This window comes from Actinoplanes sp. NPDC048796, from assembly GCF_040650035.1.
In the GTDB taxonomy this organism is placed as follows: Bacteria; Actinomycetota; Actinomycetes; order Mycobacteriales; family Micromonosporaceae; genus Actinoplanes.
The window spans coordinates 726,211-749,500 of sequence record NZ_JBEZGO010000002.1 but is presented as its reverse complement, the minus strand read 5'-3'; the positions used below and the strand labels follow the sequence as shown (position 1 = coordinate 749,500).

At 66.9% G+C, this 23,290-nt stretch carries 38 protein-coding genes; 37 read left to right on the top strand and 1 reads right to left on the bottom strand.

Annotated features, from left to right (window positions below; genetic code table 11):
• The first annotated feature begins 65 nt into the window (after window positions 1–65).
• The 27 genes from AB0C26_RS11870 to rplO all read left to right on the top strand — a co-directional run bounded on the left by AB0C26_RS11870 (window position 66) and on the right by rplO (window position 15,530).
• Window positions 66–380, top strand: a complete 315-nt coding sequence (locus tag AB0C26_RS11870; RefSeq protein WP_360246534.1) for a hypothetical protein — start codon at window positions 66–68, stop codon at window positions 378–380.
• 26 nt (window positions 381–406) lie between these two features.
• On the top strand, window positions 407–868 hold the full coding sequence (locus tag AB0C26_RS11865; protein ID WP_360245594.1) for a hypothetical protein: 462 nt from the start codon (window positions 407–409) through the stop codon (window positions 866–868).
• A 417-nt stretch (window positions 869–1,285) separates the two neighbouring features.
• Window positions 1,286–1,660 carry a 30S ribosomal protein S12 gene (rpsL, locus tag AB0C26_RS11860; protein WP_014440718.1) on the top strand — a complete coding sequence of 125 codons (375 nt, stop codon included), beginning with the start codon at window positions 1,286–1,288 and terminating at the stop codon, window positions 1,658–1,660.
• 1 nt (window position 1,661) lies between these two features.
• A complete protein-coding gene (gene rpsG / locus AB0C26_RS11855) occupies window positions 1,662–2,132 on the top strand; it encodes a 30S ribosomal protein S7 (protein WP_043531103.1) in 471 nt (156 codons plus the stop codon).
• 89 nt (window positions 2,133–2,221) lie between these two features.
• Window positions 2,222–4,318 carry an elongation factor G gene (gene fusA / locus AB0C26_RS11850; protein WP_360245590.1) on the top strand — a complete coding sequence of 699 codons (2,097 nt, stop codon included), beginning with the start codon at window positions 2,222–2,224 and terminating at the stop codon, window positions 4,316–4,318.
• 129 nt (window positions 4,319–4,447) lie between these two features.
• On the top strand, window positions 4,448–5,641 hold the full coding sequence (gene tuf, locus AB0C26_RS11845; protein ID WP_360245587.1) for an elongation factor Tu: 1,194 nt from the start codon (window positions 4,448–4,450) through the stop codon (window positions 5,639–5,641).
• Window positions 5,642–5,948: 307 nt separating this feature from the next.
• Complete coding sequence (rpsJ, locus tag AB0C26_RS11840; protein WP_007073037.1) at window positions 5,949–6,257, top strand: 30S ribosomal protein S10; 309 nt, start codon at window positions 5,949–5,951, stop codon at window positions 6,255–6,257.
• Window positions 6,258–6,270: 13 nt separating this feature from the next.
• A complete protein-coding gene (rplC, locus tag AB0C26_RS11835) occupies window positions 6,271–6,921 on the top strand; it encodes a 50S ribosomal protein L3 (RefSeq protein ID WP_360245584.1) in 651 nt (216 codons plus the stop codon).
• Window positions 6,918–7,565 carry a 50S ribosomal protein L4 gene (gene rplD, locus AB0C26_RS11830; protein WP_360245581.1) on the top strand — a complete coding sequence of 216 codons (648 nt, stop codon included), beginning with the start codon at window positions 6,918–6,920 and terminating at the stop codon, window positions 7,563–7,565. Before rplC ends, rplD begins: the two co-directional genes overlap by 4 nt.
• A complete protein-coding gene (gene rplW / locus AB0C26_RS11825) occupies window positions 7,562–7,864 on the top strand; it encodes a 50S ribosomal protein L23 (protein WP_097322775.1) in 303 nt (100 codons plus the stop codon). The genes rplD and rplW overlap by 4 nt, the downstream gene beginning before the upstream one ends.
• Window positions 7,865–7,878: 14 nt before the next feature.
• Window positions 7,879–8,718, top strand: a complete 840-nt coding sequence (gene rplB, locus AB0C26_RS11820; RefSeq protein ID WP_203761912.1) for a 50S ribosomal protein L2 — start codon at window positions 7,879–7,881, stop codon at window positions 8,716–8,718.
• 13 nt (window positions 8,719–8,731) lie between these two features.
• The gene (gene rpsS / locus AB0C26_RS11815) at window positions 8,732–9,013 is read left to right on the top strand and encodes a 30S ribosomal protein S19 (RefSeq protein ID WP_097322773.1); all 282 of its coding nucleotides are present in this window, start codon (window positions 8,732–8,734) and stop codon (window positions 9,011–9,013) included.
• Between the two features lie 31 nt (window positions 9,014–9,044).
• On the top strand, window positions 9,045–9,506 hold the full coding sequence (gene rplV, locus AB0C26_RS11810; protein WP_360245576.1) for a 50S ribosomal protein L22: 462 nt from the start codon (window positions 9,045–9,047) through the stop codon (window positions 9,504–9,506).
• The gene (rpsC, locus tag AB0C26_RS11805) at window positions 9,506–10,363 is read left to right on the top strand and encodes a 30S ribosomal protein S3 (RefSeq protein WP_203761914.1); all 858 of its coding nucleotides are present in this window, start codon (window positions 9,506–9,508) and stop codon (window positions 10,361–10,363) included. The genes rplV and rpsC overlap by 1 nt, the downstream gene beginning before the upstream one ends.
• A 3-nt stretch (window positions 10,364–10,366) precedes the next feature.
• The gene (gene rplP / locus AB0C26_RS11800; protein WP_097322770.1) at window positions 10,367–10,792 is read left to right on the top strand and encodes a 50S ribosomal protein L16; all 426 of its coding nucleotides are present in this window, start codon (window positions 10,367–10,369) and stop codon (window positions 10,790–10,792) included.
• Window positions 10,792–11,025 (top strand): 50S ribosomal protein L29, encoded by a 234-nt coding sequence (rpmC, locus tag AB0C26_RS11795; protein ID WP_360245572.1) that lies wholly within the window; start codon window positions 10,792–10,794, stop codon window positions 11,023–11,025. Before rplP ends, rpmC begins: the two co-directional genes overlap by 1 nt.
• A complete protein-coding gene (gene rpsQ, locus AB0C26_RS11790; protein WP_203761916.1) occupies window positions 11,022–11,300 on the top strand; it encodes a 30S ribosomal protein S17 in 279 nt (92 codons plus the stop codon). Before rpmC ends, rpsQ begins: the two co-directional genes overlap by 4 nt.
• A 95-nt stretch (window positions 11,301–11,395) precedes the next feature.
• Complete coding sequence (gene rplN / locus AB0C26_RS11785; protein WP_007073026.1) at window positions 11,396–11,764, top strand: 50S ribosomal protein L14; 369 nt, start codon at window positions 11,396–11,398, stop codon at window positions 11,762–11,764.
• Window positions 11,761–12,081, top strand: a complete 321-nt coding sequence (gene rplX / locus AB0C26_RS11780; protein WP_097322767.1) for a 50S ribosomal protein L24 — start codon at window positions 11,761–11,763, stop codon at window positions 12,079–12,081. Before rplN ends, rplX begins: the two co-directional genes overlap by 4 nt.
• Window positions 12,081–12,650, top strand: a complete 570-nt coding sequence (gene rplE, locus AB0C26_RS11775) for a 50S ribosomal protein L5 (RefSeq protein WP_360245567.1) — start codon at window positions 12,081–12,083, stop codon at window positions 12,648–12,650. The genes rplX and rplE overlap by 1 nt, the downstream gene beginning before the upstream one ends.
• A gap of 2 nt (window positions 12,651–12,652) precedes the next feature.
• Complete coding sequence (locus AB0C26_RS11770; protein ID WP_014440734.1) at window positions 12,653–12,838, top strand: type Z 30S ribosomal protein S14; 186 nt, start codon at window positions 12,653–12,655, stop codon at window positions 12,836–12,838.
• Between the two features lie 73 nt (window positions 12,839–12,911).
• Window positions 12,912–13,319, top strand: a complete 408-nt coding sequence (rpsH, locus tag AB0C26_RS11765) for a 30S ribosomal protein S8 (RefSeq protein WP_360245564.1) — start codon at window positions 12,912–12,914, stop codon at window positions 13,317–13,319.
• A 17-nt stretch (window positions 13,320–13,336) separates the two neighbouring features.
• Window positions 13,337–13,876: a 50S ribosomal protein L6 gene (gene rplF / locus AB0C26_RS11760; RefSeq protein WP_360245560.1), complete on the top strand. Its 540-nt coding sequence runs from the start codon at window positions 13,337–13,339 to the stop codon at window positions 13,874–13,876.
• On the top strand, window positions 13,873–14,268 hold the full coding sequence (rplR, locus tag AB0C26_RS11755) for a 50S ribosomal protein L18 (protein ID WP_360245557.1): 396 nt from the start codon (window positions 13,873–13,875) through the stop codon (window positions 14,266–14,268). The genes rplF and rplR overlap by 4 nt, the downstream gene beginning before the upstream one ends.
• Window positions 14,269–14,281: 13 nt before the next feature.
• Window positions 14,282–14,905 (top strand): 30S ribosomal protein S5, encoded by a 624-nt coding sequence (rpsE, locus tag AB0C26_RS11750; RefSeq protein ID WP_360245554.1) that lies wholly within the window; start codon window positions 14,282–14,284, stop codon window positions 14,903–14,905.
• Window positions 14,905–15,087 (top strand): 50S ribosomal protein L30, encoded by a 183-nt coding sequence (rpmD, locus tag AB0C26_RS11745; protein WP_014687772.1) that lies wholly within the window; start codon window positions 14,905–14,907, stop codon window positions 15,085–15,087. The genes rpsE and rpmD overlap by 1 nt, the downstream gene beginning before the upstream one ends.
• The gene (gene rplO, locus AB0C26_RS11740; protein ID WP_360245551.1) at window positions 15,087–15,530 is read left to right on the top strand and encodes a 50S ribosomal protein L15; all 444 of its coding nucleotides are present in this window, start codon (window positions 15,087–15,089) and stop codon (window positions 15,528–15,530) included. Before rpmD ends, rplO begins: the two co-directional genes overlap by 1 nt.
• Window positions 15,531–15,597: 67 nt before the next feature.
• Here the strand turns inward: rplO and AB0C26_RS11735 are convergent, their stop codons facing one another.
• Window positions 15,598–15,990: a hypothetical protein gene (locus AB0C26_RS11735; RefSeq protein ID WP_360245548.1), complete on the bottom strand. Its 393-nt coding sequence runs from the start codon at window positions 15,988–15,990 to the stop codon at window positions 15,598–15,600.
• Between the two features lie 484 nt (window positions 15,991–16,474).
• On the opposite strand from AB0C26_RS11735, the gene secY reads away from it, so the two are divergent.
• The 10 genes from secY to AB0C26_RS11685 all read left to right on the top strand — a co-directional run bounded on the left by secY (window position 16,475) and on the right by AB0C26_RS11685 (window position 23,276).
• The gene (gene secY / locus AB0C26_RS11730; protein ID WP_360245545.1) at window positions 16,475–17,818 is read left to right on the top strand and encodes a preprotein translocase subunit SecY; all 1,344 of its coding nucleotides are present in this window, start codon (window positions 16,475–16,477) and stop codon (window positions 17,816–17,818) included.
• 68 nt (window positions 17,819–17,886) lie between these two features.
• The gene (locus AB0C26_RS11725; protein WP_360245542.1) at window positions 17,887–18,540 is read left to right on the top strand and encodes an adenylate kinase; all 654 of its coding nucleotides are present in this window, start codon (window positions 17,887–17,889) and stop codon (window positions 18,538–18,540) included.
• Window position 18,541: 1 nt separating this feature from the next.
• Window positions 18,542–19,375, top strand: a complete 834-nt coding sequence (map, locus tag AB0C26_RS11720) for a type I methionyl aminopeptidase (protein WP_360245539.1) — start codon at window positions 18,542–18,544, stop codon at window positions 19,373–19,375.
• Window positions 19,376–19,419: 44 nt separating this feature from the next.
• The gene (locus AB0C26_RS11715; protein ID WP_360245536.1) at window positions 19,420–19,992 is read left to right on the top strand and encodes a DUF1707 domain-containing protein; all 573 of its coding nucleotides are present in this window, start codon (window positions 19,420–19,422) and stop codon (window positions 19,990–19,992) included.
• 189 nt (window positions 19,993–20,181) lie between these two features.
• Window positions 20,182–20,403 carry a translation initiation factor IF-1 gene (gene infA / locus AB0C26_RS11710; RefSeq protein ID WP_007073013.1) on the top strand — a complete coding sequence of 74 codons (222 nt, stop codon included), beginning with the start codon at window positions 20,182–20,184 and terminating at the stop codon, window positions 20,401–20,403.
• A 49-nt stretch (window positions 20,404–20,452) separates the two neighbouring features.
• Window positions 20,453–20,569: a 50S ribosomal protein L36 gene (gene rpmJ, locus AB0C26_RS11705; RefSeq protein WP_015619018.1), complete on the top strand. Its 117-nt coding sequence runs from the start codon at window positions 20,453–20,455 to the stop codon at window positions 20,567–20,569.
• A 147-nt stretch (window positions 20,570–20,716) separates the two neighbouring features.
• Window positions 20,717–21,097, top strand: coding sequence for a 30S ribosomal protein S13 (gene rpsM, locus AB0C26_RS11700; protein ID WP_097322757.1), 381 nt, complete (start codon window positions 20,717–20,719; stop codon window positions 21,095–21,097).
• 17 nt (window positions 21,098–21,114) lie between these two features.
• The gene (rpsK, locus tag AB0C26_RS11695) at window positions 21,115–21,522 is read left to right on the top strand and encodes a 30S ribosomal protein S11 (RefSeq protein ID WP_014440747.1); all 408 of its coding nucleotides are present in this window, start codon (window positions 21,115–21,117) and stop codon (window positions 21,520–21,522) included.
• 17 nt (window positions 21,523–21,539) lie between these two features.
• Window positions 21,540–22,166 carry a 30S ribosomal protein S4 gene (gene rpsD, locus AB0C26_RS11690; protein ID WP_097322756.1) on the top strand — a complete coding sequence of 209 codons (627 nt, stop codon included), beginning with the start codon at window positions 21,540–21,542 and terminating at the stop codon, window positions 22,164–22,166.
• 87 nt (window positions 22,167–22,253) lie between these two features.
• Window positions 22,254–23,276: a DNA-directed RNA polymerase subunit alpha gene (locus AB0C26_RS11685; RefSeq protein ID WP_097322755.1), complete on the top strand. Its 1,023-nt coding sequence runs from the start codon at window positions 22,254–22,256 to the stop codon at window positions 23,274–23,276.
• Window positions 23,277–23,290 lie beyond the last annotated feature (14 nt).

The following is a 23,290-nucleotide window of genomic DNA, read 5'->3' as shown; positions in this document are numbered from 1 at the left end:
GCGCGGCCGCCCTTCGGCGTACCTACTATGGGCTGGTGACGCTTCCCGCCCTCACCCGCCACCCGATGGATCCCGACCCGGCGCCGTCGTCGAAGGCACGGGCGGTCTTCGCGCTGGGCCTGGTGGGCTTCCTGACCGGCCCGTTCGTGGGCGGGGTCATCCCGGCCGTCCTGGCGCTGCTGCTCGCGCGCCAGGCCGCGCGGCAGGCGTACGAGGCCCAGGGCTTCCTGACCGGCTCCGCGTGGATCCGCCGCGGCCGCCGGTTCGCCTGGGCCGGCATCGTCCTGGCCCTCACCTCGCTGGTGATCGCCGCGATCGCCGGCCTGCTGCATCTGGCCGCCTCGCCCGGCGGTCCCGACTTCGCCCCGGGTACCGACTGACCCCGTTCGGGTGACATGCTCATGTCATGACGCACCCGCCGGCGGCCATGCCCTATCCGCCTCCGCCTCCGCCGCCCAACGGGCGCTGGCAGCCGGAGCGGGTCGACCCCCTGCCGGGCACCGAGTTCGGCCTGGTCCAGCTGCGGGTCGAGCCGATCACCTCCGGCCTCGCCATCGGTTCCCTGCTCGCCGGCATCGGCTCGATCCTGGTCTCCACGCTGGTCCTCTGCTTCGGCCTGCTCGGCGCCTCGGGCGGCTGGGGCGGCTGGGTCGGCGGAGCCTTCACCGTTCTCAGTGTGCTGGCCGGCGCCGGCGCTGTGATCGTCGGCATGGTGGCCCGGCGGCAGATCCGCCGTTCCGGCCAGGTCGGCCAGGTCCGGTTCACCGGCGGCGGCCTCGGTATGGCCGGGATCATCTGCGGATCGTGCGGAGCGGGAATTGCTCTCCTGTCACTCGCGTTGACCCTGGTGTTGCAGTTGTCATCCTGAGTGACCCGTGTGTCTCTCCGGCCGTGGATCGGGCACCGCGGCGCCGGTTCGTTCCAGCACCCGGTACACTTGCCTCGGAGGTATCCGTCACGAGGACTAGGTGCTCATTTTGACCTGGATGCTTGGGGTGGGTACTCTTTCCCCTCGTGCCCTGGCTTGCCAGGGCAACTCGTGCGTGCGCCCGAGTCGGTAGTACTACGACGGGGTCGACAAGCCGAGCGCGGCGCCTTTCCGGGCGCCGACACAGACAAGACCCGGTGCGCGTTGACAAACGCGCGGCGGGACCGTGAGCCGGACGACACGCCCGACCGCGGGTGCCGGAAGCCCCCCGGGCATGGGGAGCCTTCGGCACACAGAGGCATATCTAAGACGGTGCGGTCGCGGTGAAAGGCGGCCGAAGGGAGCGGAGAGAACCCGGTGCCCACGATCCAGCAGCTGGTCCGAAAGGGCCGCCAGGCGAAGACGAGCAAGACCAAGACGCCGGCGCTGAAGGGAAGTCCCCAGCGGCGCGGCGTGTGCACGCGCGTGTACACCACCACCCCCAAGAAGCCGAACTCTGCGCTGCGCAAGGTCGCTCGTGTGAAGCTCAGCAGCCAGATCGAGGTGACGGCGTACATCCCGGGCGTCGGCCACAACCTGCAGGAGCACTCGATCGTGCTCGTGCGTGGCGGTCGTGTGAAGGACCTCCCGGGCGTCCGCTACAAGATCGTCCGCGGTTCGCTGGACACCCAGGGTGTCCGCAACCGCAAGCAGGCCCGCAGCCGTTACGGCGCGAAGAAGGAGAAGAGCTGACATGCCGCGTAAGGGCCCCGCTCCGCGCCACCCAGTGGTCGCGGACCCGGTTTACAACTCGCCGCTGGTCACCCAGCTGGTGAACAAGATCCTGATCGGCGGCAAGCGTCAGCTCGCTGAGCGCATCGTGTACGGCGCCCTCGAGGGTGCCCGCGAGAAGAGCGGCACCGACCCCGTGGTGATCCTCAAGCGCGCCATGGACAACGTCAAGCCGACCCTCGAGGTCCGCAGCCGCCGCGTCGGTGGCGCGACCTACCAGGTTCCGGTCGAGGTCCGCACCCCGCGTCAGACCACGCTCGGCCTCCGCTGGCTCGTCCAGTACTCCAAGGCCCGCCGTGAGAAGACCATGATCGAGCGTCTCCAGAACGAGCTGCTCGACGCCAGCAACGGTCTCGGTGCCGCCGTCAAGCGGCGCGAGGACACCCACAAGATGGCGGAGTCCAACAAGGCCTTCGCGCACTACCGCTGGTAAGACCCCGCTGCCGGCCCGGTGATTGAACCGGGCCGGGACGCAAGTCGTACCGGTTCACGAGACGACGACGAAGAAGAGTAGGGATTCAAGTGGCCGCCGCAGACGCGCTCGCCAACGTACGCAACATCGGCATCATGGCGCACATCGATGCCGGTAAGACCACGACCACCGAGCGAATCCTGTTCTACACCGGTATCACGTACAAGATCGGTGAGGTCCACGATGGCGCAGCCACCATGGACTGGATGGAGCAGGAGCAGGAGCGCGGTATCACGATCACTTCCGCCGCCACCAAGTGCGAGTGGAAGGGTCACACGATCCAGATCATCGACACGCCCGGTCACGTCGACTTCACGGTCGAGGTCGAGCGGTCGCTGCGTGTGCTGGACGGCGCTGTGGCGGTCTACGACGGCGTCGCCGGCGTGGAGCCGCAGACCGAGAACGTGTGGCGGCAGGCGGACAAGTACCACGTCCCCCGGATGTGCTTCGTCAACAAGCTCGACCGGACCGGCGCCGACTTCTTCCGCTGCGTGCAGATGATGATCGACCGGCTCAACGCGACGCCGCTCGTCCTGCAGATCCCGATCGGCCTCGAGGGCGACCACATCGGCGTCGTCGACCTGATCGGCATGCGCGCGCTCACCTGGCGTGGTGAGACCCAGAAGGGTGAGGACTACGCGGTCGAGGAGATCCCGGCTGACCTGGTCGACTCCGCGAACGAGTGGCGCGAGAAGCTGATCGAGACCCTGGCCGACGTCGACGACGAGGTCATGCTGAAGTACCTCGAGGGCGAGTCGCTCACCGAGGACGAGATCAAGGCCGCCATCCGGCGCGCCACGATCGCCAGCAAGGCCAACCCGGTGCTGTGCGGCTCGGCGTTCAAGAACAAGGGCGTTCAGCCCATGCTCGACGCCGTGATCGACTTCCTGCCGTCGCCGCTGGACATCCCGGCCATCGAGGGCACCGCGACGGACGGCGAGACGCCGATCCAGCGCAAGCCGTCGAACTCGGAGCCGTTCTCGGCGCTGGCGTTCAAGATCCAGACCGACAAGCACCTCGGCAAGCTCACGTACGTGCGGGTCTACTCCGGCACGCTCGAGTCCGGTTCTCAGGTGGTCAACTCCACCAAGGACCGCAAGGAGCGGATCGGCAAGATCTACCAGATGCACGCGAACAAGCGTGAGGAGCGCGCCACCGCGCAGGCCGGCGACATCATCGCCGTCCAGGGTCTCAAGCAGACCACCACCGGTGACACGCTCAGCGACCCGGCCAACCCGGTCATCCTGGAGTCGATGACCTTCCCGGAGCCGGTCATCCAGGTCGCCATCGAGCCGAAGACCAAGTCGGACCAGGAGAAGCTGGGCACCGCGATCCAGCGCCTCGCCGAGGAGGACCCGACGTTCCGGGTCTTCAACGACGAGGAGACCGGCCAGACGATCATCGCCGGCATGGGCGAGCTCCACCTGGACATCCTGGTGGACCGCATGCGCCGCGAGTTCAACGTCGAGGCCAACATCGGCAAGCCGCAGGTGGCCTACCGTGAGACGATCCGCGGCACCGTGGAGAAGCACACGTACGTCCACAAGAAGCAGACCGGTGGCTCGGGCCAGTACGCGAAGGTCGTCGTCAACGTCGAGCCGCTGCCGCTCGAGGCCGACGGCCCCACGTACGAGTTCGTCAACGCGGTGACCGGTGGCCGCATCCCCAAGGAGTTCATCCCCTCGGTGGACGCGGGCGCGCAGGACTCGCTGCAGTACGGCGTTCTCGCCGGCTACCCGCTGGTCGGCGTGAAGTTCACGCTGGTCGACGGTCAGTACCACGAGGTCGACTCGTCCGAGATGGCGTTCAAGATCGCCGGCTCCATGGCGATGAAAGAGGTCGCCCGCAAGGCCGACCCCGCGCTGCTCGAGCCGATGATGTCCGTCGAGGTCACCACGCCCGAGGACAACATGGGCGACGTGATCGGCGACCTCAACTCGCGGCGTGGCATCATCCAGTCGATGGAGGAGCGCTCCGGCGCCCGCGTCGTCAAGGCTCTGGTCCCGCTCTCCGAGATGTTCGGCTACGTCGGCGACCTCCGGTCGAAGACCGCCGGCCGGGCTAGCTACAGCATGCAGTTCGACTCCTACGCCGAGGTCCCGCAGGGCGTCGCGAAGGAGATCATCGCCAAGGCGACGGGCGCCTAGTTCCCGCCGAAGCGTTGAGGCGCGTGCGGTCCGTCGAGGACCGCACGCGCGCGAGCAGTCGACAGAGTCCCCATCGCCTTATCGGGCGTGCCGGGCGAAAGTAAAACCACAGTCCACAGGAGGACACCAGTGGCGAAGGCGAAGTTCGAGCGGACTAAGCCGCACGTCAACATCGGCACCATTGGTCACATCGACCACGGTAAGACGACGCTGACTGCGGCCATCACCAAGGTCCTGCACGACCAGTACCCGGACCTGAACCCGTACACCCCGTTCGACGAGATCGACAAGGCGCCGGAGGAGAAGGCCCGCGGCATCACGATCTCGATCGCGCACGTCGAGTACCAGACCGCGGCGCGTCACTACGCGCACGTGGACTGCCCCGGCCACGCCGACTACATCAAGAACATGATCACCGGTGCCGCCCAGATGGACGGCGCGATCCTGGTGGTCGCCGCGACCGACGGCCCGATGCCGCAGACCAAGGAGCACGTGCTCCTGGCCCGCCAGGTCGGCGTTCCGTACATCGTCGTCGCCCTGAACAAGAGCGACATGGTGGACGACGAGGAGCTCCTCGAGCTCGTCGAGCTCGAGGTCCGTGAGCTGCTGAGCACCTACGAGTTCCCGGGCGACGACCTGCCGGTCGTGCGCGTCTCGGCGCTCAAGGCGCTCGAGGGCGACGCTCAGTGGACCGAGCGCCTCATGGAGCTGATGAACGCGGTCGACACCGCGATCCCGCAGCCCGAGCGTGAGACCGAGAAGCCGTTCCTCATGCCCATCGAGGACGTCTTCACGATCACCGGTCGTGGCACCGTGGTCACGGGTCGCGCCGAGCGCGGCATCCTCAAGCCGAACGAGGAGGTCGAGATCGTCGGCATCCGCGAGAAGTCGACGAAGACCGTCTGCACCGGCATCGAGATGTTCCGCAAGCTGCTCGACGAGGCCCGCGCGGGTGAGAACGTCGGTCTGCTGCTCCGCGGCATCAAGCGCGAGGACGTCGAGCGCGGCATGGTCGTGGTCAAGCCCGGCACCAGCACCCCGCACACGGAGTTCGAGGGCCAGGTCTACATCCTCTCGAAGGAAGAGGGCGGCCGGCACACCCCGTTCTTCCAGAACTACCGCCCGCAGTTCTACTTCCGCACCACGGACGTCACCGGTGTCGTCACGCTGCCCGAGGGCACCGAGATGGTCATGCCGGGCGACTCCACCAGCATGTCGGTCAAGCTGATCCAGCCGATCGCCATGGAGCAGGGCCTGAAGTTCGCGATCCGTGAGGGTGGCCGCACCGTCGGCGCCGGAACGGTTACGAAGATCAACAAGTAAGGTCGATGACCCCGATTAGCAATGCCGCGTTCTTTCGGGCATACTAGTCAGGTTGCGTCCGAGCGGGGTGGGTAGCTGCCTTGGCAGCTGCCCACCCTCGCCGGGTGTCTGGGGTGTGTTTTTGAGCCGCCCGCTGGACACTCCAAGATCCCCGTGATCTGGATAGCTGCTGTGCGCAGATTTCTGAGTGCAGGCGCGACACGCCCGACCGCGGGGGTCGGACAACGCAGGATCAACGGTCCTGCGGGCATGCGAGGGGCACCCCTCTCGCACGTAGCGGCATCGAGAGAAGGAAACAGAAGCCACCATGGCGGGACAGAAGATCCGCATCCGGCTCAAGGCCTATGACCACGAGGTCGTCGACTCCTCGGCTCGGAAGATCGTCGAGACGGTGACGCGTACCGGGGCGCAGGTTGCTGGCCCGGTGCCGCTGCCCACGGAGATCAACCGTTTCTGCGTCATCCGCTCGCCGCACAAGTACAAGGACTCGCGCGAGCACTTCGAGATGCGCACGCACAAGCGGCTGATCGACATCATCGACCCGACTCCCAAGACGGTCGACTCGCTCATGCGCCTCGACCTGCCGGCTGGCGTCGACATCGAGATCAAGCTGTAGGGATCTGCGACTAATGGACAGGGAAGTAAAGGGGATCCTGGGCGCCAAGCTCGGCATGACCCAGGTCTGGGACAACAACAAGGTTGTCCCGGTGACCGTGGTCCAGGCCGGCCCTTGTGTCGTGACCCAGGTTCGTACCGATGAGAAGGACGGCTACACCGCCGTCCAGCTGGCGTACGGCGCCATCGACCCGCGCAAGGTGAACAAGCCCGAGGGCGGTCACTTCGCGAAGGCCGGTGTGTCGCCGCGGCGGCACGTCGTCGAGCTGCGCACCAGCGACGCCGGCGCTTACGAGCTCGGCCAAGAGGTCACCGTCGAGACGTTCCCGGTCGGTACGCCGATCGACGTCACCGGCAAGACCAAGGGCAAGGGCTACGCCGGTGTCATGAAGCGGCACGGTTTCCACGGCCTCAAGAGCAGCCACGGTGTCGAGCGCAAGCACCGCTCGCCCGGCTCGATCGGCGCCTGCGCGACCCCCGGTCGCGTGTTCAAGGGTGTCCGCATGGCCGGTCGCATGGGTAGCCAGCGATTCACCGTGCAGAACCTCACCGTGCAGGCGGTGGACACCGAGAACAACCTGATCCTGGTCAAGGGCGCGGTGCCCGGTCCCAAGGGCGCGCTGATCCTGGTCCGTACCGCGGCGAAGAAGGGCGGTGCCAAGTGAGCTCGGTTGACGTGATCAACGTTGAGGGCAACAAGGCCGGCTCGGTCGAGCTGCCGGACTCGGTCTTCGACGTCCAGGCCAACATCCCGCTGATGCACCAGGTCGTGGTGGCCCAGCTCGCGGCCGCCCGCCAGGGCACGCACAAGGCGAAGTCCCGCGGCGAGGTCGCCGGCGGCGGCAAGAAGCCGTACAAGCAGAAGGGCACCGGCCGCGCCCGTCAGGGCTCGATCCGCGCGCCTCAGTTCACCGGCGGTGGCGTCGTGCACGGTCCCGTGCCGCGCGACTACAGCCAGCGGACCCCCAAGAAGATGAAGGCCGCCGCCCTGCGTGGCGCCCTGTCCGACCGGGCCCGCGACGGCCGCGTGCACGTGGTCGAGTCCTTCGTCAGCGGCGAGACGCCGTCGACCAAGGCCGCGATCGCCACGCTGCGCAAGGTCGCTCAGACCACGAAGGTTCTGGTCGTGCTCAGCAGCACCGACGAGCTCAACTGGCTCTCGCTGCGCAACGAGGTCACGGTTCACCTGCTCGAGGCCGGACAGCTCAACACGTACGACGTGCTGGTCGCCGACGAGGTTGTGTTCACCAAGGACGCGCTCGACGAGTTCCTGGGCACCCCGGCGACGGCCGAGGAGGGGAACAAGTGACCACGATCGCTGACCCGCGCGACATCATCGTCCGCCCGGTGGTCTCTGAGAAGAGCTACAGCGTCCTCGACCAGAACTGGTACACGTTCGAGGTCCACCCGGACGCGAACAAGACCGCGATCAAGATCGCGATCCAGCAGATCTTCAACGTCCGCGTGCTCTCGGTGAACACCGCGAACCGCGAGGGCAAGCGCAAGCGCACCCGGACCGGCTTCGGACAGCGCAAGGCGACCAAGCGCGCGATGGTCAAGCTGGCTGACGGCGACCGTATCGAGGCCTTCGGCGGCCCGGTCAGCTAAGGGGTTAGAAGACAATGGCTATCCGTAAGTACAAGCCGACCACGCCGGGCCGTCGTGGCTCCAGCGTCGCCGACTTCGCCGAGATCACCCGGTCGACGCCGGAGAAGTCTCTGCTGGCTCCGCTGCCCAAGAAGGGTGGCCGCAACGTCCACGGCCGCATCACCACGCGGCACCAGGGCGGTGGCCACAAGCGCCAGTACCGGCTGATCGACTTCAAGCGGGTCGACAAGGACGGCGTGCCGGCCAAGGTCGCGCACATCGAGTACGACCCCAACCGCACGTCGCGCATCGCGCTGCTGCACTACGCCGACGGCGAGAAGCGCTACATCCTCGCGCCGAAGGACCTCAAGCAGGGCGACCGGGTCGAGTCCGGACCGGGCGCCGACATCAAGCCGGGGAACAACCTTCCCCTGCGCAACATCCCGGTCGGTACGACGGTCCACGGTGTGGAGCTTCGTCCCGGCGGTGGCGCCAAGCTGGCCCGTTCGGCCGGTGTCGGTATCCAGCTGCTCGGCCGTGAGGGCGCGTACGCCACGCTGCGTATGCCCTCCGGTGAGATCCGGCGGGTCGACATCCGTTGCCGTGCCACGGTCGGCGAGATCGGCAATGCCGAGCAGTCGAACATCAACTGGGGCAAGGCCGGCCGTATGCGCTGGAAGGGTAAGCGCCCGACCGTCCGCGGTGTCGCCATGAACCCGATCGACCACCCGCACGGTGGTGGTGAGGGTAAGACCTCGGGTGGTCGCCACCCGGTCAACCCGGCTGGTAAGCCGGAGGGCCGTACCCGCCGCAAGGGCCAGGAGAGCGACAAGCTGATCGTTCGCCGCCGCTACGCCACCCGCAAGCGCGGGTAACGGGAGTTAGAAGATGCCACGCAGCCTGAAGAAGGGCCCGTTCGTCGACGACCACCTGCTCAAGAAGGTGGAAGTCCAGAACGAGAAGAACTCGAAGAACGTCATCAAGACGTGGTCGCGTCGCTCGATGATCATCCCCGACATGCTCGGGCACACGATCGCCGTGCACGACGGCCGCAAGCACGTCCCGGTGTTCATCACCGAGGCCATGGTCGGTCACAAGCTCGGCGAGTTCGCTCTGACCCGTACGTTCAAGGGTCACGAGAAGGACGACCGCAAGAGCCGTCGTCGCTAGTCAGTCCACGGATAAGAAAGGGGTCACAGCGATGCCAGTCAAGAACGACGCACCGGCGCTTCCGGGCAGTCGTGCGGTTGCCAAGCACGTCCGCATCTCGCCGAGCAAGGCACGCCGTGTGGTCAACCTCGTCCGCGGTCTGCCCGCGAAGGAGGCTCTGACGGTCCTGCAGTTCGCGCCGCAGGCGGCGAGCGAGCAGGTCTACAAGGTGCTCGCGAGCGCTATCGCGAACGCGGAGAACAACGAGCGGCTCGACCCGGACGCGCTCCTGGTCAGCGAGGCGTTCGTCGACGAGGGCCCGACGCTGAAGCGGTTCCGTCCGCGGGCGCAGGGCCGGGCGTACCGGATCCGCAAGCGCACCTGCCACATCACGATCGCCGTCGAGGCGGTCCAGGTCGCACGGCCCGCCAAGAAGGCGGCCGCGGCGAAGAAGGCGGCGCCGGCCAAGGCCGCGCCCGCTACCGAGTCCCAGACCACGGAGGAGTCCGAGTAATGGGTCAGAAAGTTCACCCCACCGGATTCCGCCTCGGTATCTCCACCGACTGGAAGTCTCGGTGGTTCGCCGACAAGCTCTACAAGGACTACATCGGCGAGGACGTCAAGATCCGCCGCATGATGTCCAAGGGCCTCGAGCGCGCCGGCATCTCCAAGGTGGACATCGAGCGGACCCGTGACCGGGTGCGCGTCGACATCCACACCGCCCGGCCGGGCATCGTCATCGGCCGTAAGGGCGCGGAGGCCGACCGGATCCGCGGCGAGCTCGAGAAGCTCACCGGCAAGCAGGTCCAGCTCAACATCCTCGAGGTGAAGAGCCCGGAGTCGGACGCTCAGCTCGTGGCGCAGGGCGTCGCCGAGCAGCTGTCCTCCCGGGTCAGCTTCCGCCGGGCGATGCGCAAGGCCATGCAGTCCGCGATGAAGAACCCGATCTGCAAGGGCATCCGGGTGCAGGTCTCCGGCCGTCTCGGCGGCGCGGAGATGAGCCGCACGGAGTTCTACCGTGAGGGTCGCGTTCCGCTGCACACGCTGCGCGCCAACATCGAGTACGGCTTCTTCGAGGCCCGCACGACGTTCGGCCGCATCGGCGTGAAGGTCTGGATCTACAAGGGCGACGCCGTTCCGGGTCGCGAGGTCGTCACCGAGGCGCCGGCGCGTCCGCGCCGCGACCGTGGTGACCGCCCCGACCGTCCGCGTCGTGGCCGTTCCGGTTCGTCGGGCACGACGGCCGGTGGCACCGAGGCCGGTCGCGCCGCCGCGCAGGCTCGGGGTGGCGACACCCCGACCGGCGAGAACACGAACGACGCCGCGGTCGCCGCGGCTCCGGCTCAGGCCGAAACGCAGCAGGAGGGCTGACAGATGCTGATGCCGCGTAAGCCCCCGAAGGGCTTCCGCAAGCCGCACCACCCGGACCGCCACGGCGCGTCCAAGGGCGGCAACCGGGTTGTCTTCGGTGAGTTCGGTATCCAGGCGCTGGAGCCCGCGTACGTGACCAACCGGCAGATCGAGTCGGCCCGTATCGCGATGACCCGTCACATCAAGCGTGGCGGCAAGGTCTGGATCTCGGTCTTCCCCGACAACGCTCTGACCAAGAAGCCGGCCGAAACCCGCATGGGTTCCGGTAAGGGTTCTCCCGAGTGGTGGGTGGCGAACGTCAAGCCGGGCCGGATTCTCTTCGAGATGTCCTTCCCGAACGAGACGATCGCGCGCGAGGCGATGCGCCGTGCGATCCACAAGCTCCCGATGAAGTGCCGCATCGTGACACGCGAAGTGGGTGAAAGCTGATGGCAGCGGGCGTTAAGGCAGCCGAGCTGCGCGAGCTCTCCGAGGAGGAGCTGATCGCGCGGCTGCGGGAGGCCAAGGCGGAGCTGTTCAACCTTCGCGTGCAGGGCGCGACCGGCCAGCTCGACAACCACCGTCGGCTGCAGGTCGTCCGCAAGGACATCGCGAAGATCTACACGATCATGCGTGAGCGCGAGCTGGGGCTCTCGGTTGCGCCGGATGAGGTGACAGCATGAGTGACGAGAGCACGGCCACCTCGGCCCGGGCGACCCGCAAGGTTCGCGAGGGCCTGGTGGTCAGCGACAAGATGGACAAGACCGTCGTCGTCGAGGTCGAGGACCGCGTTAAGCACGCCCTCTACGGCAAGGTTCTGCGTCGTACCCGCAAGCTCAAGGTGCACGACGAGCAGAACGCGTGCGGCATCGGCGACCGGGTTCTCCTGATGGAGACCCGTCCGCTGTCGGCCACCAAGCGGTGGCGTGTCGTGGAGATCCTCGAAAAGGCCAAGTGAGTGCGCTGGGCCGGCCTTCGGGCCGGCCCGGCCCACCATCGTTCCGCCAAGCTTCGGCCCCCGGGCCGAAGAACTGGCAGACATAGGAGACAGACGTGATTCAGCAGGAGTCGCGACTGCGCGTCGCTGACAACACGGGTGCCCGGGAGATCCTGTGCATCCGGGTGCTCGGCGGCTCCGGTCGCCGTTACGCGAGCATCGGCGACGTCATCGTGGCCACGGTCAAGGACGCCATCCCCGGCGCCGGTGTGAAGAAGGGCGACGTCGTCAAGGCCGTCGTCGTTCGCACCGCCAAGGAGAAGCGCCGTCCCGACGGCTCGTACATCCGCTTCGACGAGAACGCCGCCGTCATCATCAAGGACGGTGGGGACCCCCGCGGTACCCGCATCTTCGGCCCGGTCGGCCGCGAGCTGCGCGACAAGCGGTTCATGAAGATCATCAGCCTGGCGCCGGAGGTGCTCTGACCGTGAAGATCAAGAAGGGCGACACGGTCGTCGTCATCGCCGGCAAGGACAAGGGTGCCAAGGGCAAGGTCATCGCGGCCTACCCGCGGCAGGACAAGGTCCTCGTCGAGGGCGTCAACCGCGTCAAGAAGCACGAACGTATTCGCACCACGCAGCGTGGTTCGAAGACCGGTGGCATCGTGACCCAGGAAGCCCCCGTTCACATCTCGAACGTGCAGATCGTGGACGACCAGGGCAAGCCGACCCGCATCGGGTACAAGGTCGACGAGAACGGCACCAAGGTCCGTATCGCGCGTACGACCGGTAAGGAAATCTGATGACTGCCGCCACCGAGACCAAGACGCTTCCGCGTCTGAAGCAGAAGTACCGCTCGGAGGTCGTCGCCGGCCTCCAGGAGCAGTACAAGTACGGCAACCCCATGCAGGTTCCCGGCCTGGTGAAGGTCGTCGTGAACATGGGTGTTGGCGAGGCCGCCCGCGACGCCAAGCTGATCGACGGCGCCGTGCGTGACCTGACCACCATCACCGGTCAGAAGCCGCTCGTGCGGCGGGCGACCAAGTCCATCGCGCAGTTCAAGCTGCGTGAGGGCATGCCGATCGGCGCGAAGGTGACCCTGCGCAACGACCGGATGTGGGAGTTCCTCGACCGGCTTCTGTCGATCGCCCTCCCGCGTATCCGTGACTTCCGCGGCCTCGACGGGCGCAAGCTCGACGGGCACGGTAACTACACCTTCGGTCTGACCGAGCAGTCGGTGTTCCACGAGATCGACCAGGACAAGATCGATCGTCCGCGGGGCATGGACATCACGGTGGTCACCACCGCGACGACCGACGACGAGGGCCGGGCGCTGCTCAAGCTCCTGGGCTTCCCGTTCAAGGAGAACTGAGCATGGCTAAGAAGGCGCTGATCATCAAGGCGGCCGCGAAGCCGAAGTTCGCCGTGCGTGCCTACACCCGCTGCCAGAAGTGCGGTCGCCCGCACTCGGTCTACCGCAAGTTCGGCCTGTGCCGCGTTTGCGTGCGGGACATGGCGCACCGGGGCGAGCTGCCCGGCGTGTCGAAGGCTTCTTGGTAACCGACTTTTTGTACTACCGCTTCGCCGTAGGCCCGTCCGCGGGAACCCCGGCGAGAAAGGTTGACGAACACCCATGACGATGACGGACCCGATCGCAGACATGCTGACGCGTCTGCGCAACGCCAACCAGGCGTACCACGACAAGGTGACCATGCCCTTCTCGAAGATCAAGGCGAACATCGCCGAGGTCCTCAAGAGCGAGGGTTACATCGCCTCCTGGTCGGCCGAGGAGCCCGAGGAAGGCGCTGTCGGACGGCGTCTGGTCGTTGAGCTCAAGTACGGCCAGAACCGCGAGCGCAGCCTCGCCGGCATCAAGCGCGTTTCCAAGCCCGGCCTCCGGGTGTACGCCAAGTCCGACGAGCTCCCTCGCGTGCTCGGCGGCCTGGGCGTCGCGATCATTTCGACGTCCCAGGGGCTGCTGACCGACCGGCAGGCCCGCAAGCGGAGCGTTGGCGGGGAAGTCCTCGCCTTCGTCTGGTAACTGGAGACTGAGAAACCATGTCGCGAATCGGACGTAAGTCGATCCCGGTCCCGGCCGGCGTCGACGTCACCATCACGGGCCAGACCGTCAAGGTCAAGGGCCCCAAGGGCGAGCTGTCGCACACCGTCTCGGAACCGATCACGGTCGAGAAGGACGGCGCTGAGCTGCACGTCAACCGCCCCAACGACGAGCGCAAGGCCAAGGAGCTCCACGGCCTGTCGCGTACCCTGGTCGCCAACATGATCGTCGGCGTCACCGAGGGCTACAAGAAGACGCTCGAGATCAACGGCACCGGTTACCGGGTCACGGCCAAGGGCAAGGACCTCGAGTTCGCCCTGGGCTTCTCGCACCCGGTGAACGTCGTGCCGCCGGCGGGCATCAGCTTCTCGGTCGAGAAGCCGACCCAGTTCACGGTCTCGGGCATCGACAAGCAGCTGGTCGGCGAGGTTGCCGCCAACATTCGGAAGATCCGCCCGCCGGAGCCCTACAAGGGCAAGGGCGTCAAGTACCAGGGCGAGGTCATCCGCCGCAAGGCTGGAAAGGCAGGTAAGAAGTGACCGCCACGCTTCTCAAGCGTCGCAACGGCGCGGGTGTGTCCGCCAAGCGGGCTGTCGGGAAGGCGCGTCGCCACTTCCGAGTCCGCCGGAACGTCTTCGGCACCGCCGAGCGTCCCCGCCTGGTCGTCACCCGTTCCGCGCGGCACATCACCGCGCAGATCATCGACGACCTCAAGGGCCACACCCTGGCCTCGGCCTCCACGCTCGACACCTCCCTGCGGGGTGGCGAGGGTGACAAGAGCGCGAAGGCCGGCAAGGTCGGCGCTCTCCTCGCCGAGCGGGCCAAGGCCGCGGGCGTGTCCAAGGTCGTCTTCGACCGCGGTGGCAACAAGTACGCGGGGCGGATCGCCTCGCTGGCCGATGCCGCTCGCGAAGCCGGACTCGAGTTCTAGGAGGAATTGACCAATGCCTGGTCAGCAGCGCCGAGGCGGCGGGTCCGGCGGTAACACCGAGGGTGGCAACCGCCGGGACAACCGCCGCGAGGGCGGCCGCGGCAACGCGCCCGTCGACAAGACCCCGCATCTCGAGCGGGTCGTCGCCATCAACCGTGTCGCCAAGGTCGTCAAGGGCGGTCGTCGCTTCAGCTTCACCGCTCTGGTGATCGTGGGCGACGGCGACGGCACCGTCGGCATCGGCTACGGAAAGGCCAAGGAGGTGCCCGCGGCCATCGCCAAGGGTGTCGAGGAGGCCAAGAAGCACTTCTTCAAGGTTCCGCGGATCGGCGCCACGATCCCGCACCCGATCACCGGTGAAGCCGCCGCGGGTGTCGTGCTCCTCAAGCCGGCCTCCGCCGGTACCGGTGTCATCGCCGGTGGCCCGGTGCGTGCCGTGCTCGAGTGCGCGGGCATCCACGACGTGCTCTCGAAGAGCCTCGGCTCGTCGAACCCGATCAACATCGTGCACGCGACGGTGGCCGCTCTGAAGGGCCTCGAGTCGCCGGAGCAGGTCGCGAGCCGTCGTGGCCTTCCGGTCGAGGACGTGGCGCCGGCGGCCATGCTGGCGGCGCGTGCGGAAGCGGCGGTGCACTGATGGCTCGTTTGAAGGTCACCCAGATCCGGTCCGAGATCGGGCGCAAGCAGAACCAGCGGGACTCGCTGCGTTCGCTCGGCCTGAAGCGGATCAACGATGTGGTGGTCAAGGAGGACCGTCCCGAGATTCGGGGCATGATCTTCGCCGTGAACCACCTCGTCACTGTTGAGGAGGTCGAGTAATGGCGATCAAGGTCCACCACCTCCGCCCGGCGCCCGGAGCCAAGACCCCGAAGACCCGCGTGGGTCGTGGTGAGGGCTCCAAGGGTAAGACCGCCGGTCGCGGTACCAAGGGCACCAAGGCCCGCTACCAGGTTCCGGCCCGCTTCGAGGGTGGGCAGATGCCCATCCACATGCGGCTGCCGAAGCTGAAGGGCTTCAAGAACAAGAACAAGGTCGTCTTCCAGGTCGTGAACCTGGACCGTCTGGCCGCGCTGTTCCCGAACGGCGGCGAGATCGGACCGGACGAGCTGGTTCAGGCCGGCGCGGTCCGCAAGGGCCAGCTGGTCAAGGTGCTGGGCTCGGGCGAGCTGGACGGCGTCTCGCTGACCATCTCGGCCCACGCGTTCAGCGAGTCGGCCAAGGAGAAGATCGCGGCCGCCGGTGGTTCCACCACCGAGCTGTAGTCAGTACTGGGGAAAGCCGTGCTCTCGGACTCGAGAGCACGGCTTTCTGCTTTCCGCGGGTCCGCTTCTAACAGCTGAAGGTGCGGCTGCCGGAGGTGACCACGAGCGGGCTACCGCCGACGTTCCGGCCTTCCTGGATGGTGCGGAAGTCGTGCGTGCCCGTGCCGGCGCAGTTGTAGCTCACCGAGCCGGAGCCGGTGATCTCCTTGGTCGCCATGTACTCCCAGCCGTACCAGCGGGACCGCTGGATGCCGATGCGGGTCTTTCCGGTGCCGCAGCCGGAGGTCCGGGAGCCGGTTCCGGTGATGGTCGAGCCGCTCTTGGTCGGCGCGCCCACCGACAGGGTGCACGCCTGGATCGAGACGTCCGACTCGGCGGCGGAGGCGGGCGACGGTGCGAAGGCCACTCCGGTGATCGTCATGCCGAGAGCGGCCAAGGCGGCTGCGGTTCTGCGCTTCATGGGTTCCTCCCGTGTGGTTGTCGTGGCCTGCGCGGCAGGCCGGTGAACATCCGAGCACGGGTTGTGACATCGGTCAACGCCGATATTTTGTGAAGTTGGCACGTGGGAGCGTGTGCGCCGGCGGTTGGCCGAGGTCACCCGGCGCCGCCCGGGGCCCGAAAAAGCCGGGAAGTCGTCTGCTTTCGGCGGGTTCGTGAATCGCGGGGTCGCGTCGTGACGAGGTACGTGCTAATTCCGGCAGCCCTCGGCGCGGACTGCGCCGTGGCGGTGTACCGGTGACCCGCCGATCAGCGGGTACGATGCAACCGACAAGTCGTTCTGGGGCCCTGGTGCGACAACGGGGTGCCGGGCTCAGTGGTGGTTTCTGCGCGGGTGCTGATACAGTCCTCCGCTGGCGGCCTATCTGGGCTGCTTGATGGGTGATGCCCGACTTGCGGGAGCGCAACACGCTTCCATCACATGGCAACCTACGCAGGAGGATCAGTTGTTGTCCGCCTTCACCAGTGCGTTCCGGACGCCTGATCTGCGCAAAAAGTTGCTCTTCACGGTCGCTATCATCGCGCTCTACCGGTTGGGTGCCACCTTGCCCAGCCCTGGTGTGTCCTACACCAACATCCAGACCTGCATCAAACTGAGCCAGGAGAGCGGCACGTCCGGCGTGCTGAACCTGCTCAACCTGTTCTCCGGCGGCGCGCTACTGCAGTTGTCGGTCTTCGCGCTGGGCATCATGCCCTACATCACCGCCTCCATCATCCTGCAGCTGCTCACCGTGGTGATTCCCCGCCTGGAGCAGCTTCGCAAGGAGGGCCAGTCCGGCCAGGCGAAGATCACGCAGTACACCCGTTACCTGACGCTCGGCCTCGCGGTCCTGCAGTCCTCGGCCTTCGTCGCCCTGGCGCGGACCGGCCAGCTGTTCGGTAACGCCTGTGACCAGAGTGTCCCGTCGCAGCAGATCATCCCGGAGAACACCGGCCTGCCGATGTGGCTCACGCTCTCGGTCCTGGTGCTGACGATGACCGCCGGCACCGGCATGGTCATGTGGCTCGGCGAGCTCATCACCGACCGCGGCGTCGGCAACGGCATGTCCGTCCTGATCTTCACCTCGATCGCCGCCCGCCTCCCCGGCGAGGGCTGGACGATCAAGGAGTCGAGCGGTGTCGCCAAGTTCTTCCTGGTGATCGTGCTGGTTCTGGTCATCATCGCCCTGGTCGTCTTCATCGAGCAGGCCCAGCGCCGCATCCCGGTGCAGTACGCCAAGCGCATGATCGGCCGCCGGATGTACGGCGGCACGTCGACCTACATCCCGCTCAAGGTCAACCAGGCCGGTGTCGTCCCGGTCATCTTCGCGTCGTCGCTGCTGTACCTGCCGCAGCTGTACCTGCAGTTCTTCGACCCGAACAACCTCAAGGGCTACCAGATCTGGATCCAGAAGTGGCTGGCCGACCCGACGAGTGAGCTCTACATCGGCGTCTACTTCCTGCTGATCATCTTCTTCACCTACTTCTACGTCTCGATCACGTTCAACCCGACCGAGGTCGCTGACAACATGAAGAAGTACGGTGGGTTCGTGCCGGGCATCCGCCCGGGGAAGCCGACCGCCGACTACCTGGACTTCATCCTCAGCCGTATCACCCTGCCGGGCGCGCTCTACCTGGGCCTGATCTCGGTTCTGCCGAACTTCTTCTTCATCTGGCTCGACCAGCAGCAGTACCAGAACTTCCCGTTCGGTGGTACGGCCGTGCTGATCATGGTGGGTGTGGGTCTGGAGACGGTGAAGCAGATCGAGAGCCAGCTGATGCAGCGCAACTACGAAGGATTCCTCCGGTAGTGGCGGCGCGGAGCCGGGGGGCTCTGGCGTCGAGGATCTCAACGACTCACCTAAGCGAGGCGATGTAGGTGCGGCTGGTGCTGGTGGGCCCTCCGGGGGCCGGCAAGGGGACCCAGGCTGAGTTCATTGCCGCCCATCTCGCCGTACCGAAGATCTCTACGGGCGACATCTTCCGGGCGAACGTGTCGCAGGGCACGCCGCTCGGTGTCGAGGCGAAGCGGTACATGGACGCGGGACAGCTCGTTCCGGACGAGGTGACCATCAACATGGTCCGGGACAGGCTGGCCGAGCCGGACGCCGGCGACGGCTTCCTGCTCGACGGGTTCCCGCGCACGGTTCCGCAGGCGTCGGCGCTCGACAAGCTCCTGGCCGACCTGGGCACCGCGCTCGACCTCGTGATGGAGCTCGTGGTCGACGACGACGAGGTCATCCGGCGGCTCTCCGGCCGCCGGACCTGCCGCGGCTGCGGCAAGATCTGGCACGTCGAGTTCGACCCGACCACCAAGGAGAACATCTGCGACCGCTGTGGGTCGGAGCTGTTCCAGCGGGACGACGACAAGGCCGAGACGATCGCCAACCGCCTGGTCGAGTACGCGGAGAAGACCGCTCCTCTGGTCGACTTCTACGGCGCTCAGGGCAAGCTGGTGGGCATCGACGCCACCGGGCCGGTCGAGGACGTCACGGTGCGCGCCATCGACGCCCTGCGGTCCTACGGGGGCTGACGTGCGCCGCCCCCAACTCGACATCCAACTGAAGACGCCCGAGCAGATCGAGAAGATGCGCGGCGCCGGCCTCGTCGTCTTCGCCGCGCTCGAGGCCATGCGTGAGGCCGTGGCGCCCGGGGTCTCCACCGGCGACCTCGACGCCATCGCCGAAAAGGTCATCCGCGACTCGGGCGCGATCCCGTCGTTCAAGGGCTACCACGGCTTCCCGGCCTCGATCTGCGCCTCGGTGAACGACCAGGTCGTCCACGGCATCCCGAGCAACGAGCAGATCCTCAAGGAGGGCGACCTCATCTCGCTCGACTGCGGGGCCATCCTCGACGGCTGGCACGGCGACTCGGCCATCACGGTCGGGGTCGGCGAGACCGACCCGGCGCTGCTGCGCATGGCCGAGGTCGCCGAGGACGCCATGTGGGCCGGCATCGCGGCCGCCGCCCGCGGCGCGGCCAACGGCCGGGGCAAGCTCACCGACATCTCCTTCAACGTGGAGAAAGTCGTGCGCAAGGGCGGGCGGTACGGGATCGTGGACGGCTACGGCGGTCACGGCATCGGCACCGAGATGCACCAGGACCCGCACGTGCTCAACCACGGTAAGCCCGGCAAGGGCCCGCGGCTGGTGCCCGGCCTGTGCCTGGCCATCGAGCCGATGATCACGATGGGCTCGCCGCGCACGGCGGAACTCGACGACGGCTGGACCGTGGTGACCCGGGACGGCTCGTACGCCGCCCACGTGGAGCACACCATGGCGCTGCTGGAGGACGGCGTGTGGGTCACCACGGCGCCCGACGGTGGCCGGGCCCGTCTCGGCGATCTGGTGACGTCCCGACAGCCCTGAGGCCGGCCTTCCGGTTCTGGTGCCGGACTGGCACTCTGGGTGGTATGAGCCGTGACCAGATGCGCGCCGCCGACGACGATCGACGGCAGATCGCCGACACGCTCAAGACCGCGCTGGACGAGGGCCGGCTCGACCTCTCCGAGTACGACGAGCGCCTCCAGCAGGCGTACGCCGCGAAGACGTACGCCGAATTGGATCTTCTGATCGCCGATCTTCCGGGCAGCCGGCCGGCCCAGCCGGCGCCGGTGGCGAATCCGGTGAAGGCGGCCGGTCGCGGGGCGACCGCCGAGTGGATCGGCCAGGTGTGGGGCTCGTGGTTGTTCGTCACGCTGCTCACGACCGCCATCTGGTTCATCACCAGCCTCGCCGGTGACGAGTGGCAATACTTCTGGCCGATCTGGGTCGCCGGCCCCTGGGGCGTCCTCCAGCTGTTCGCGACGATCGGCGGCCTAAGCGGCGGCGCCCCGCGCAAGATGGTCGAGGAGCGGGAGCGCAAACGCGAGCGTAAGCAGCGCAAACGTGAGCGCCGGGCGATGCGGGCCGCATTGCCGCCCTCGGCAGGGGAAAAATGGAATATGTCCGATTCCAAAGTCGCCGACACACCCGACCACGGGTAGCGGCGACCTCGGTTTGGTGTCCCTGCTGAGCGGGCGTACACTGGCTAGCTGGCGCGCCTGCGTCCACTCCCGCATGTCCTCAGCGCTTCGAGGACTGCCGGGAGCCGCGGCTGGCATAGGTCACTGTGTGACCTGTGTGAGACGTCAGGTCGCGTTAGCCCCGATTCCCAGTGTCAGGTAGCGGAGGACATGCCCAAGAAAGACGGAGCCATCGAGATCGAGGGCCGCGTGATCGAGCCCCTGCCGAACGCCATGTTCCGCGTTGAGCTCGCAAATGGTCACAAGGTTCTTGCACACATCTCCGGCAAGATGCGGCAGCACTACATCCGTATCCTTCCCGAGGACCGAGTCGTCGTCGAACTGTCGCCGTACGACCTCACCCGTGGGCGAATCGTCTACCGCTACAAGTGACTGGGCGCGGGGACCTCGTATCCCGTCCCGCTGAGAGTTAAGGCAAACCGTGAAGGTCAAGCCGAGCGTCAAGCGGATCTGCAACAACTGCCGGGTCATCCGGCGGCACGGTCGCGTCATGGTCATCTGCAAGACCGACGCGCGCCACAAGCAGCGCCAGGGCTGAGCCCCGGTACTGCCAGATCCGGTACATGCAAGAGCCTTTCCCAGTCACTTCGGTGACTACACCCCCGGCGCGGAGGCCGGGGCCCGTCCGGGCAGACGGGGTGGGAAGGCCCAGACCTCCGAACGATTCTGAGGAGTTCGCCCGCTTATGGCACGACTCGTCGGCGTCGATCTTCCCCGCGAGAAGCGGATGGAGATCGCGCTCACCTACATCTACGGGATCGGTCGCACCCGTGCCGTCGAGGCACTGACCGCCACCGCGATTGACCTGAACAAGCGCGCCAAGGACCTCACGGACGAGGAGCTGGTCCAGCTCCGCGACTACATCGAGGGCAATTTCAAGGTTGAGGGTGACCTGCGCCGCGAGGTCGCCGCGGACATCCGCCGCAAGGTCGAGATCGGCTCTTACGCCGGCATCCGCCACCGCCGGGGCCTGCCCGTGCGCGGTCAGCGGACCCGGACCAACGCTCGTACCCGCAAGGGCCCGAAGCGCACGGTCGCCGGTAAGAAGAAGCCCGGTCGGAAGTAATAGGAGCGCACTGACTTATGCCACCGAAGGCACGCGCTGGGGCCGCTGTAAAGAAGGTCCGGCGCAAGGAACGCAAGAACGTCGCCCACGGGCAGGCGCACATCAAGAGCACCTTCAACAACACCATCGTGTCGATCACCGACCCGACCGGTGCTGTCATCTCCTGGGCCTCGTCCGGCCAGGTGGGCTTCAAGGGCTCCCGCAAGTCGACCCCGTTCGCCGCGCAGCTGGCCGCCGAGGCCGCCGCTCGCCGTGCCATGGAGCACGGCATGCGCAAGGTGGACGTGTTCGTCAAGGGTCCGGGCTCCGGCCGTGAGACCGCCATCCGTTCGCTGCAGGCCGCCGGCCTCGAGGTCGGGCAGATCTCCGACGTCACGCCGCAGCCGCACAACGGTTGCCGTCCGCCGAAGCGCCGCCGGGTCTAAGGGAGAGACAAGAAGCAATGGCTCGTTACACAGGTGCGGACTGCAAGCGCTGCCGCCGCGAGAAGATGAAGCTGTTCCTCAAGGGCAGCAAGTGCGACGGGCCGAAGTGCCCGTTCGAGTCGCGTCCCTTCCCGCCCGGCCAGCACGGCCGTGGCCGGACCAAGGAGACCGAGTACCTGCTGCAGCACCGCGAGAAGCAGAAGGCCCGCCGCGTCTACGGCGTGCTCGAGAAGCAGTTCCGCGGTTACTACGAGGAAGCCGTCAACAAGCAGGGCAAGACCGGTGAGGTCCTCCTGCAGATCCTCGAGTCCCGTCTCGACAACGTCGTCTACCGGGCCGGCCTCGCCCAGTCCCGCGACATGGCCCGGCAGCTGGTCAAGCACGGCCACTTCCTGGTCAACGGCGTGAAGGTCGACATCCCGTCGTACCGCGTCAAGGAGAAGGACATCATCACGACCCGGGAGAAGTCGAAGGAGATGACTCCTTTCGTCGTCGCCCAGGCTCAGGCCGGTTCGCGTCCGGTTCCGGCGTGGCTGGAGCCGATCCCGAGCGAGATGAAGGTCCTCGTGCACTCGCTCCCGGCCCGCGCTGTCATCGACACGCAGGTCCAGGAGCAGCTGATCGTCGAGCTCTACTCCAAGTAGTGCTCTACCGGGGGCGCCACTCGGCGCCCCCGGTGCATCACCGACGGCCATCAAATAGTGGGTGGCCCGACAGAAAGAAGAAGTAGCGTGCTCATCAGCCAGCGGCCGACCCTCTCCGAGGAGTCGATCAGCGAGACCCGCTCCCGGTTCACCATCGAGCCCCTGGAGCCCGGTTTCGGGTACACCCTCGGCAACTCGCTGCGGCGTACTCTGCTGTCCTCCATCCCCGGTGCTGCTGTCACCAGCATCAAGATCGACGGCGTTCTGCACGAGTTCACCACCATCCCCGGTGTCAAGGAGGATGTGGTCGAGCTGGTCATGAACGTCAAGGAGCTCACCGTCAGCTCCGAGCACGACGAGCCGGTCAGCATGTACCTGCGCAAGCAGGGCCCGGGCGACGTCACCGCCGGTGACATCCAGCCCCCGGCCGGCGTGTCCGTGCACAACCCCGACCTGAAGCTGGCCACGCTCAACAGCAAGGGCCGGCTCGACATGGAGCTCACCGTCGAGCGGGGCCGTGGCTACGTCACGGCGGCGCAGAACAAGAGCGCCGGCGCCGAGATCGGCCGTATCCCGGTCGACTCGATCTACTCGCCGGTCATGAAGGTGACCTACCGCGTCGAGGCGACCCGTGTCGAGCAGCGCACCGACTTCGACCGCCTCATCATCGACGTCGAGTCGAAGGCGTCCATCTCGCCCCGCACCGCGCTGGCCTCGGCCGGCTCGACCCTGGTCGAGCTGTTCGGGCTCTGCCGTGAGCTGGACGAGACCGCCGAGGGCATCGACATCGGTCCGTCGCCGCAGGACGCGCAGCTCGCTGCCGACCTGGCCCTGCCGATCGAGGAGCTGGACCTCACCGTCCGGTCGTACAACTGCCTCAAGCGCGAGGGCATCAACTCCGTCGGTGAGCTCATCGGGCGGACGGAGGCCGACCTTCTGGATATAAGGAATTTCGGTCAGAAGAGCATCGACGAGGTCAAGATGAAGCTCGCCGGAATGGGGCTGGGCCTCAAGGACAGCGCGCCGTCCTTCGACCCCGCTCACGTCGTGGACTCGTTCGGCGACGTGGACTACGACACCGACGATTACCGCGAGACCGAGCAGCTCTGAGTTTTTTAAGCTCG

Coding starts and splice junctions, on each gene's coding strand:
- AB0C26_RS11870 (WP_360246534.1), top strand. CDS start 66: ATGGATCCCGACCCGGCGCCGTCGTCGAAGGCACGGGCGGTCTTCGCG.
- AB0C26_RS11865 (WP_360245594.1), top strand. CDS start 407: ATGACGCACCCGCCGGCGGCCATGCCCTATCCGCCTCCGCCTCCGCCG.
- rpsG (WP_043531103.1), top strand. CDS start 1,662: ATGCCGCGTAAGGGCCCCGCTCCGCGCCACCCAGTGGTCGCGGACCCG.
- rpsJ (WP_007073037.1), top strand. CDS start 5,949: ATGGCGGGACAGAAGATCCGCATCCGGCTCAAGGCCTATGACCACGAG.
- rplC (WP_360245584.1), top strand. CDS start 6,271: ATGGACAGGGAAGTAAAGGGGATCCTGGGCGCCAAGCTCGGCATGACC.
- rplB (WP_203761912.1), top strand. CDS start 7,879: ATGGCTATCCGTAAGTACAAGCCGACCACGCCGGGCCGTCGTGGCTCC.
- rpsS (WP_097322773.1), top strand. CDS start 8,732: ATGCCACGCAGCCTGAAGAAGGGCCCGTTCGTCGACGACCACCTGCTC.
- rplV (WP_360245576.1), top strand. CDS start 9,045: ATGCCAGTCAAGAACGACGCACCGGCGCTTCCGGGCAGTCGTGCGGTT.
- rpsC (WP_203761914.1), top strand. CDS start 9,506: ATGGGTCAGAAAGTTCACCCCACCGGATTCCGCCTCGGTATCTCCACC.
- rplP (WP_097322770.1), top strand. CDS start 10,367: ATGCTGATGCCGCGTAAGCCCCCGAAGGGCTTCCGCAAGCCGCACCAC.
- rpmC (WP_360245572.1), top strand. CDS start 10,792: ATGGCAGCGGGCGTTAAGGCAGCCGAGCTGCGCGAGCTCTCCGAGGAG.
- rpsQ (WP_203761916.1), top strand. CDS start 11,022: ATGAGTGACGAGAGCACGGCCACCTCGGCCCGGGCGACCCGCAAGGTT.
- rplE (WP_360245567.1), top strand. CDS start 12,081: ATGACTGCCGCCACCGAGACCAAGACGCTTCCGCGTCTGAAGCAGAAG.
- AB0C26_RS11770 (WP_014440734.1), top strand. CDS start 12,653: ATGGCTAAGAAGGCGCTGATCATCAAGGCGGCCGCGAAGCCGAAGTTC.
- rpsH (WP_360245564.1), top strand. CDS start 12,912: ATGACGATGACGGACCCGATCGCAGACATGCTGACGCGTCTGCGCAAC.
- rplF (WP_360245560.1), top strand. CDS start 13,337: ATGTCGCGAATCGGACGTAAGTCGATCCCGGTCCCGGCCGGCGTCGAC.
- rpsE (WP_360245554.1), top strand. CDS start 14,282: ATGCCTGGTCAGCAGCGCCGAGGCGGCGGGTCCGGCGGTAACACCGAG.
- rpmD (WP_014687772.1), top strand. CDS start 14,905: ATGGCTCGTTTGAAGGTCACCCAGATCCGGTCCGAGATCGGGCGCAAG.
- rplO (WP_360245551.1), top strand. CDS start 15,087: ATGGCGATCAAGGTCCACCACCTCCGCCCGGCGCCCGGAGCCAAGACC.
- AB0C26_RS11735 (WP_360245548.1), bottom strand. CDS start 15,990: ATGAAGCGCAGAACCGCAGCCGCCTTGGCCGCTCTCGGCATGACGATC.
- AB0C26_RS11715 (WP_360245536.1), top strand. CDS start 19,420: ATGAGCCGTGACCAGATGCGCGCCGCCGACGACGATCGACGGCAGATC.
- infA (WP_007073013.1), top strand. CDS start 20,182: ATGCCCAAGAAAGACGGAGCCATCGAGATCGAGGGCCGCGTGATCGAG.
- rpsM (WP_097322757.1), top strand. CDS start 20,717: ATGGCACGACTCGTCGGCGTCGATCTTCCCCGCGAGAAGCGGATGGAG.
- rpsK (WP_014440747.1), top strand. CDS start 21,115: ATGCCACCGAAGGCACGCGCTGGGGCCGCTGTAAAGAAGGTCCGGCGC.
- rpsD (WP_097322756.1), top strand. CDS start 21,540: ATGGCTCGTTACACAGGTGCGGACTGCAAGCGCTGCCGCCGCGAGAAG.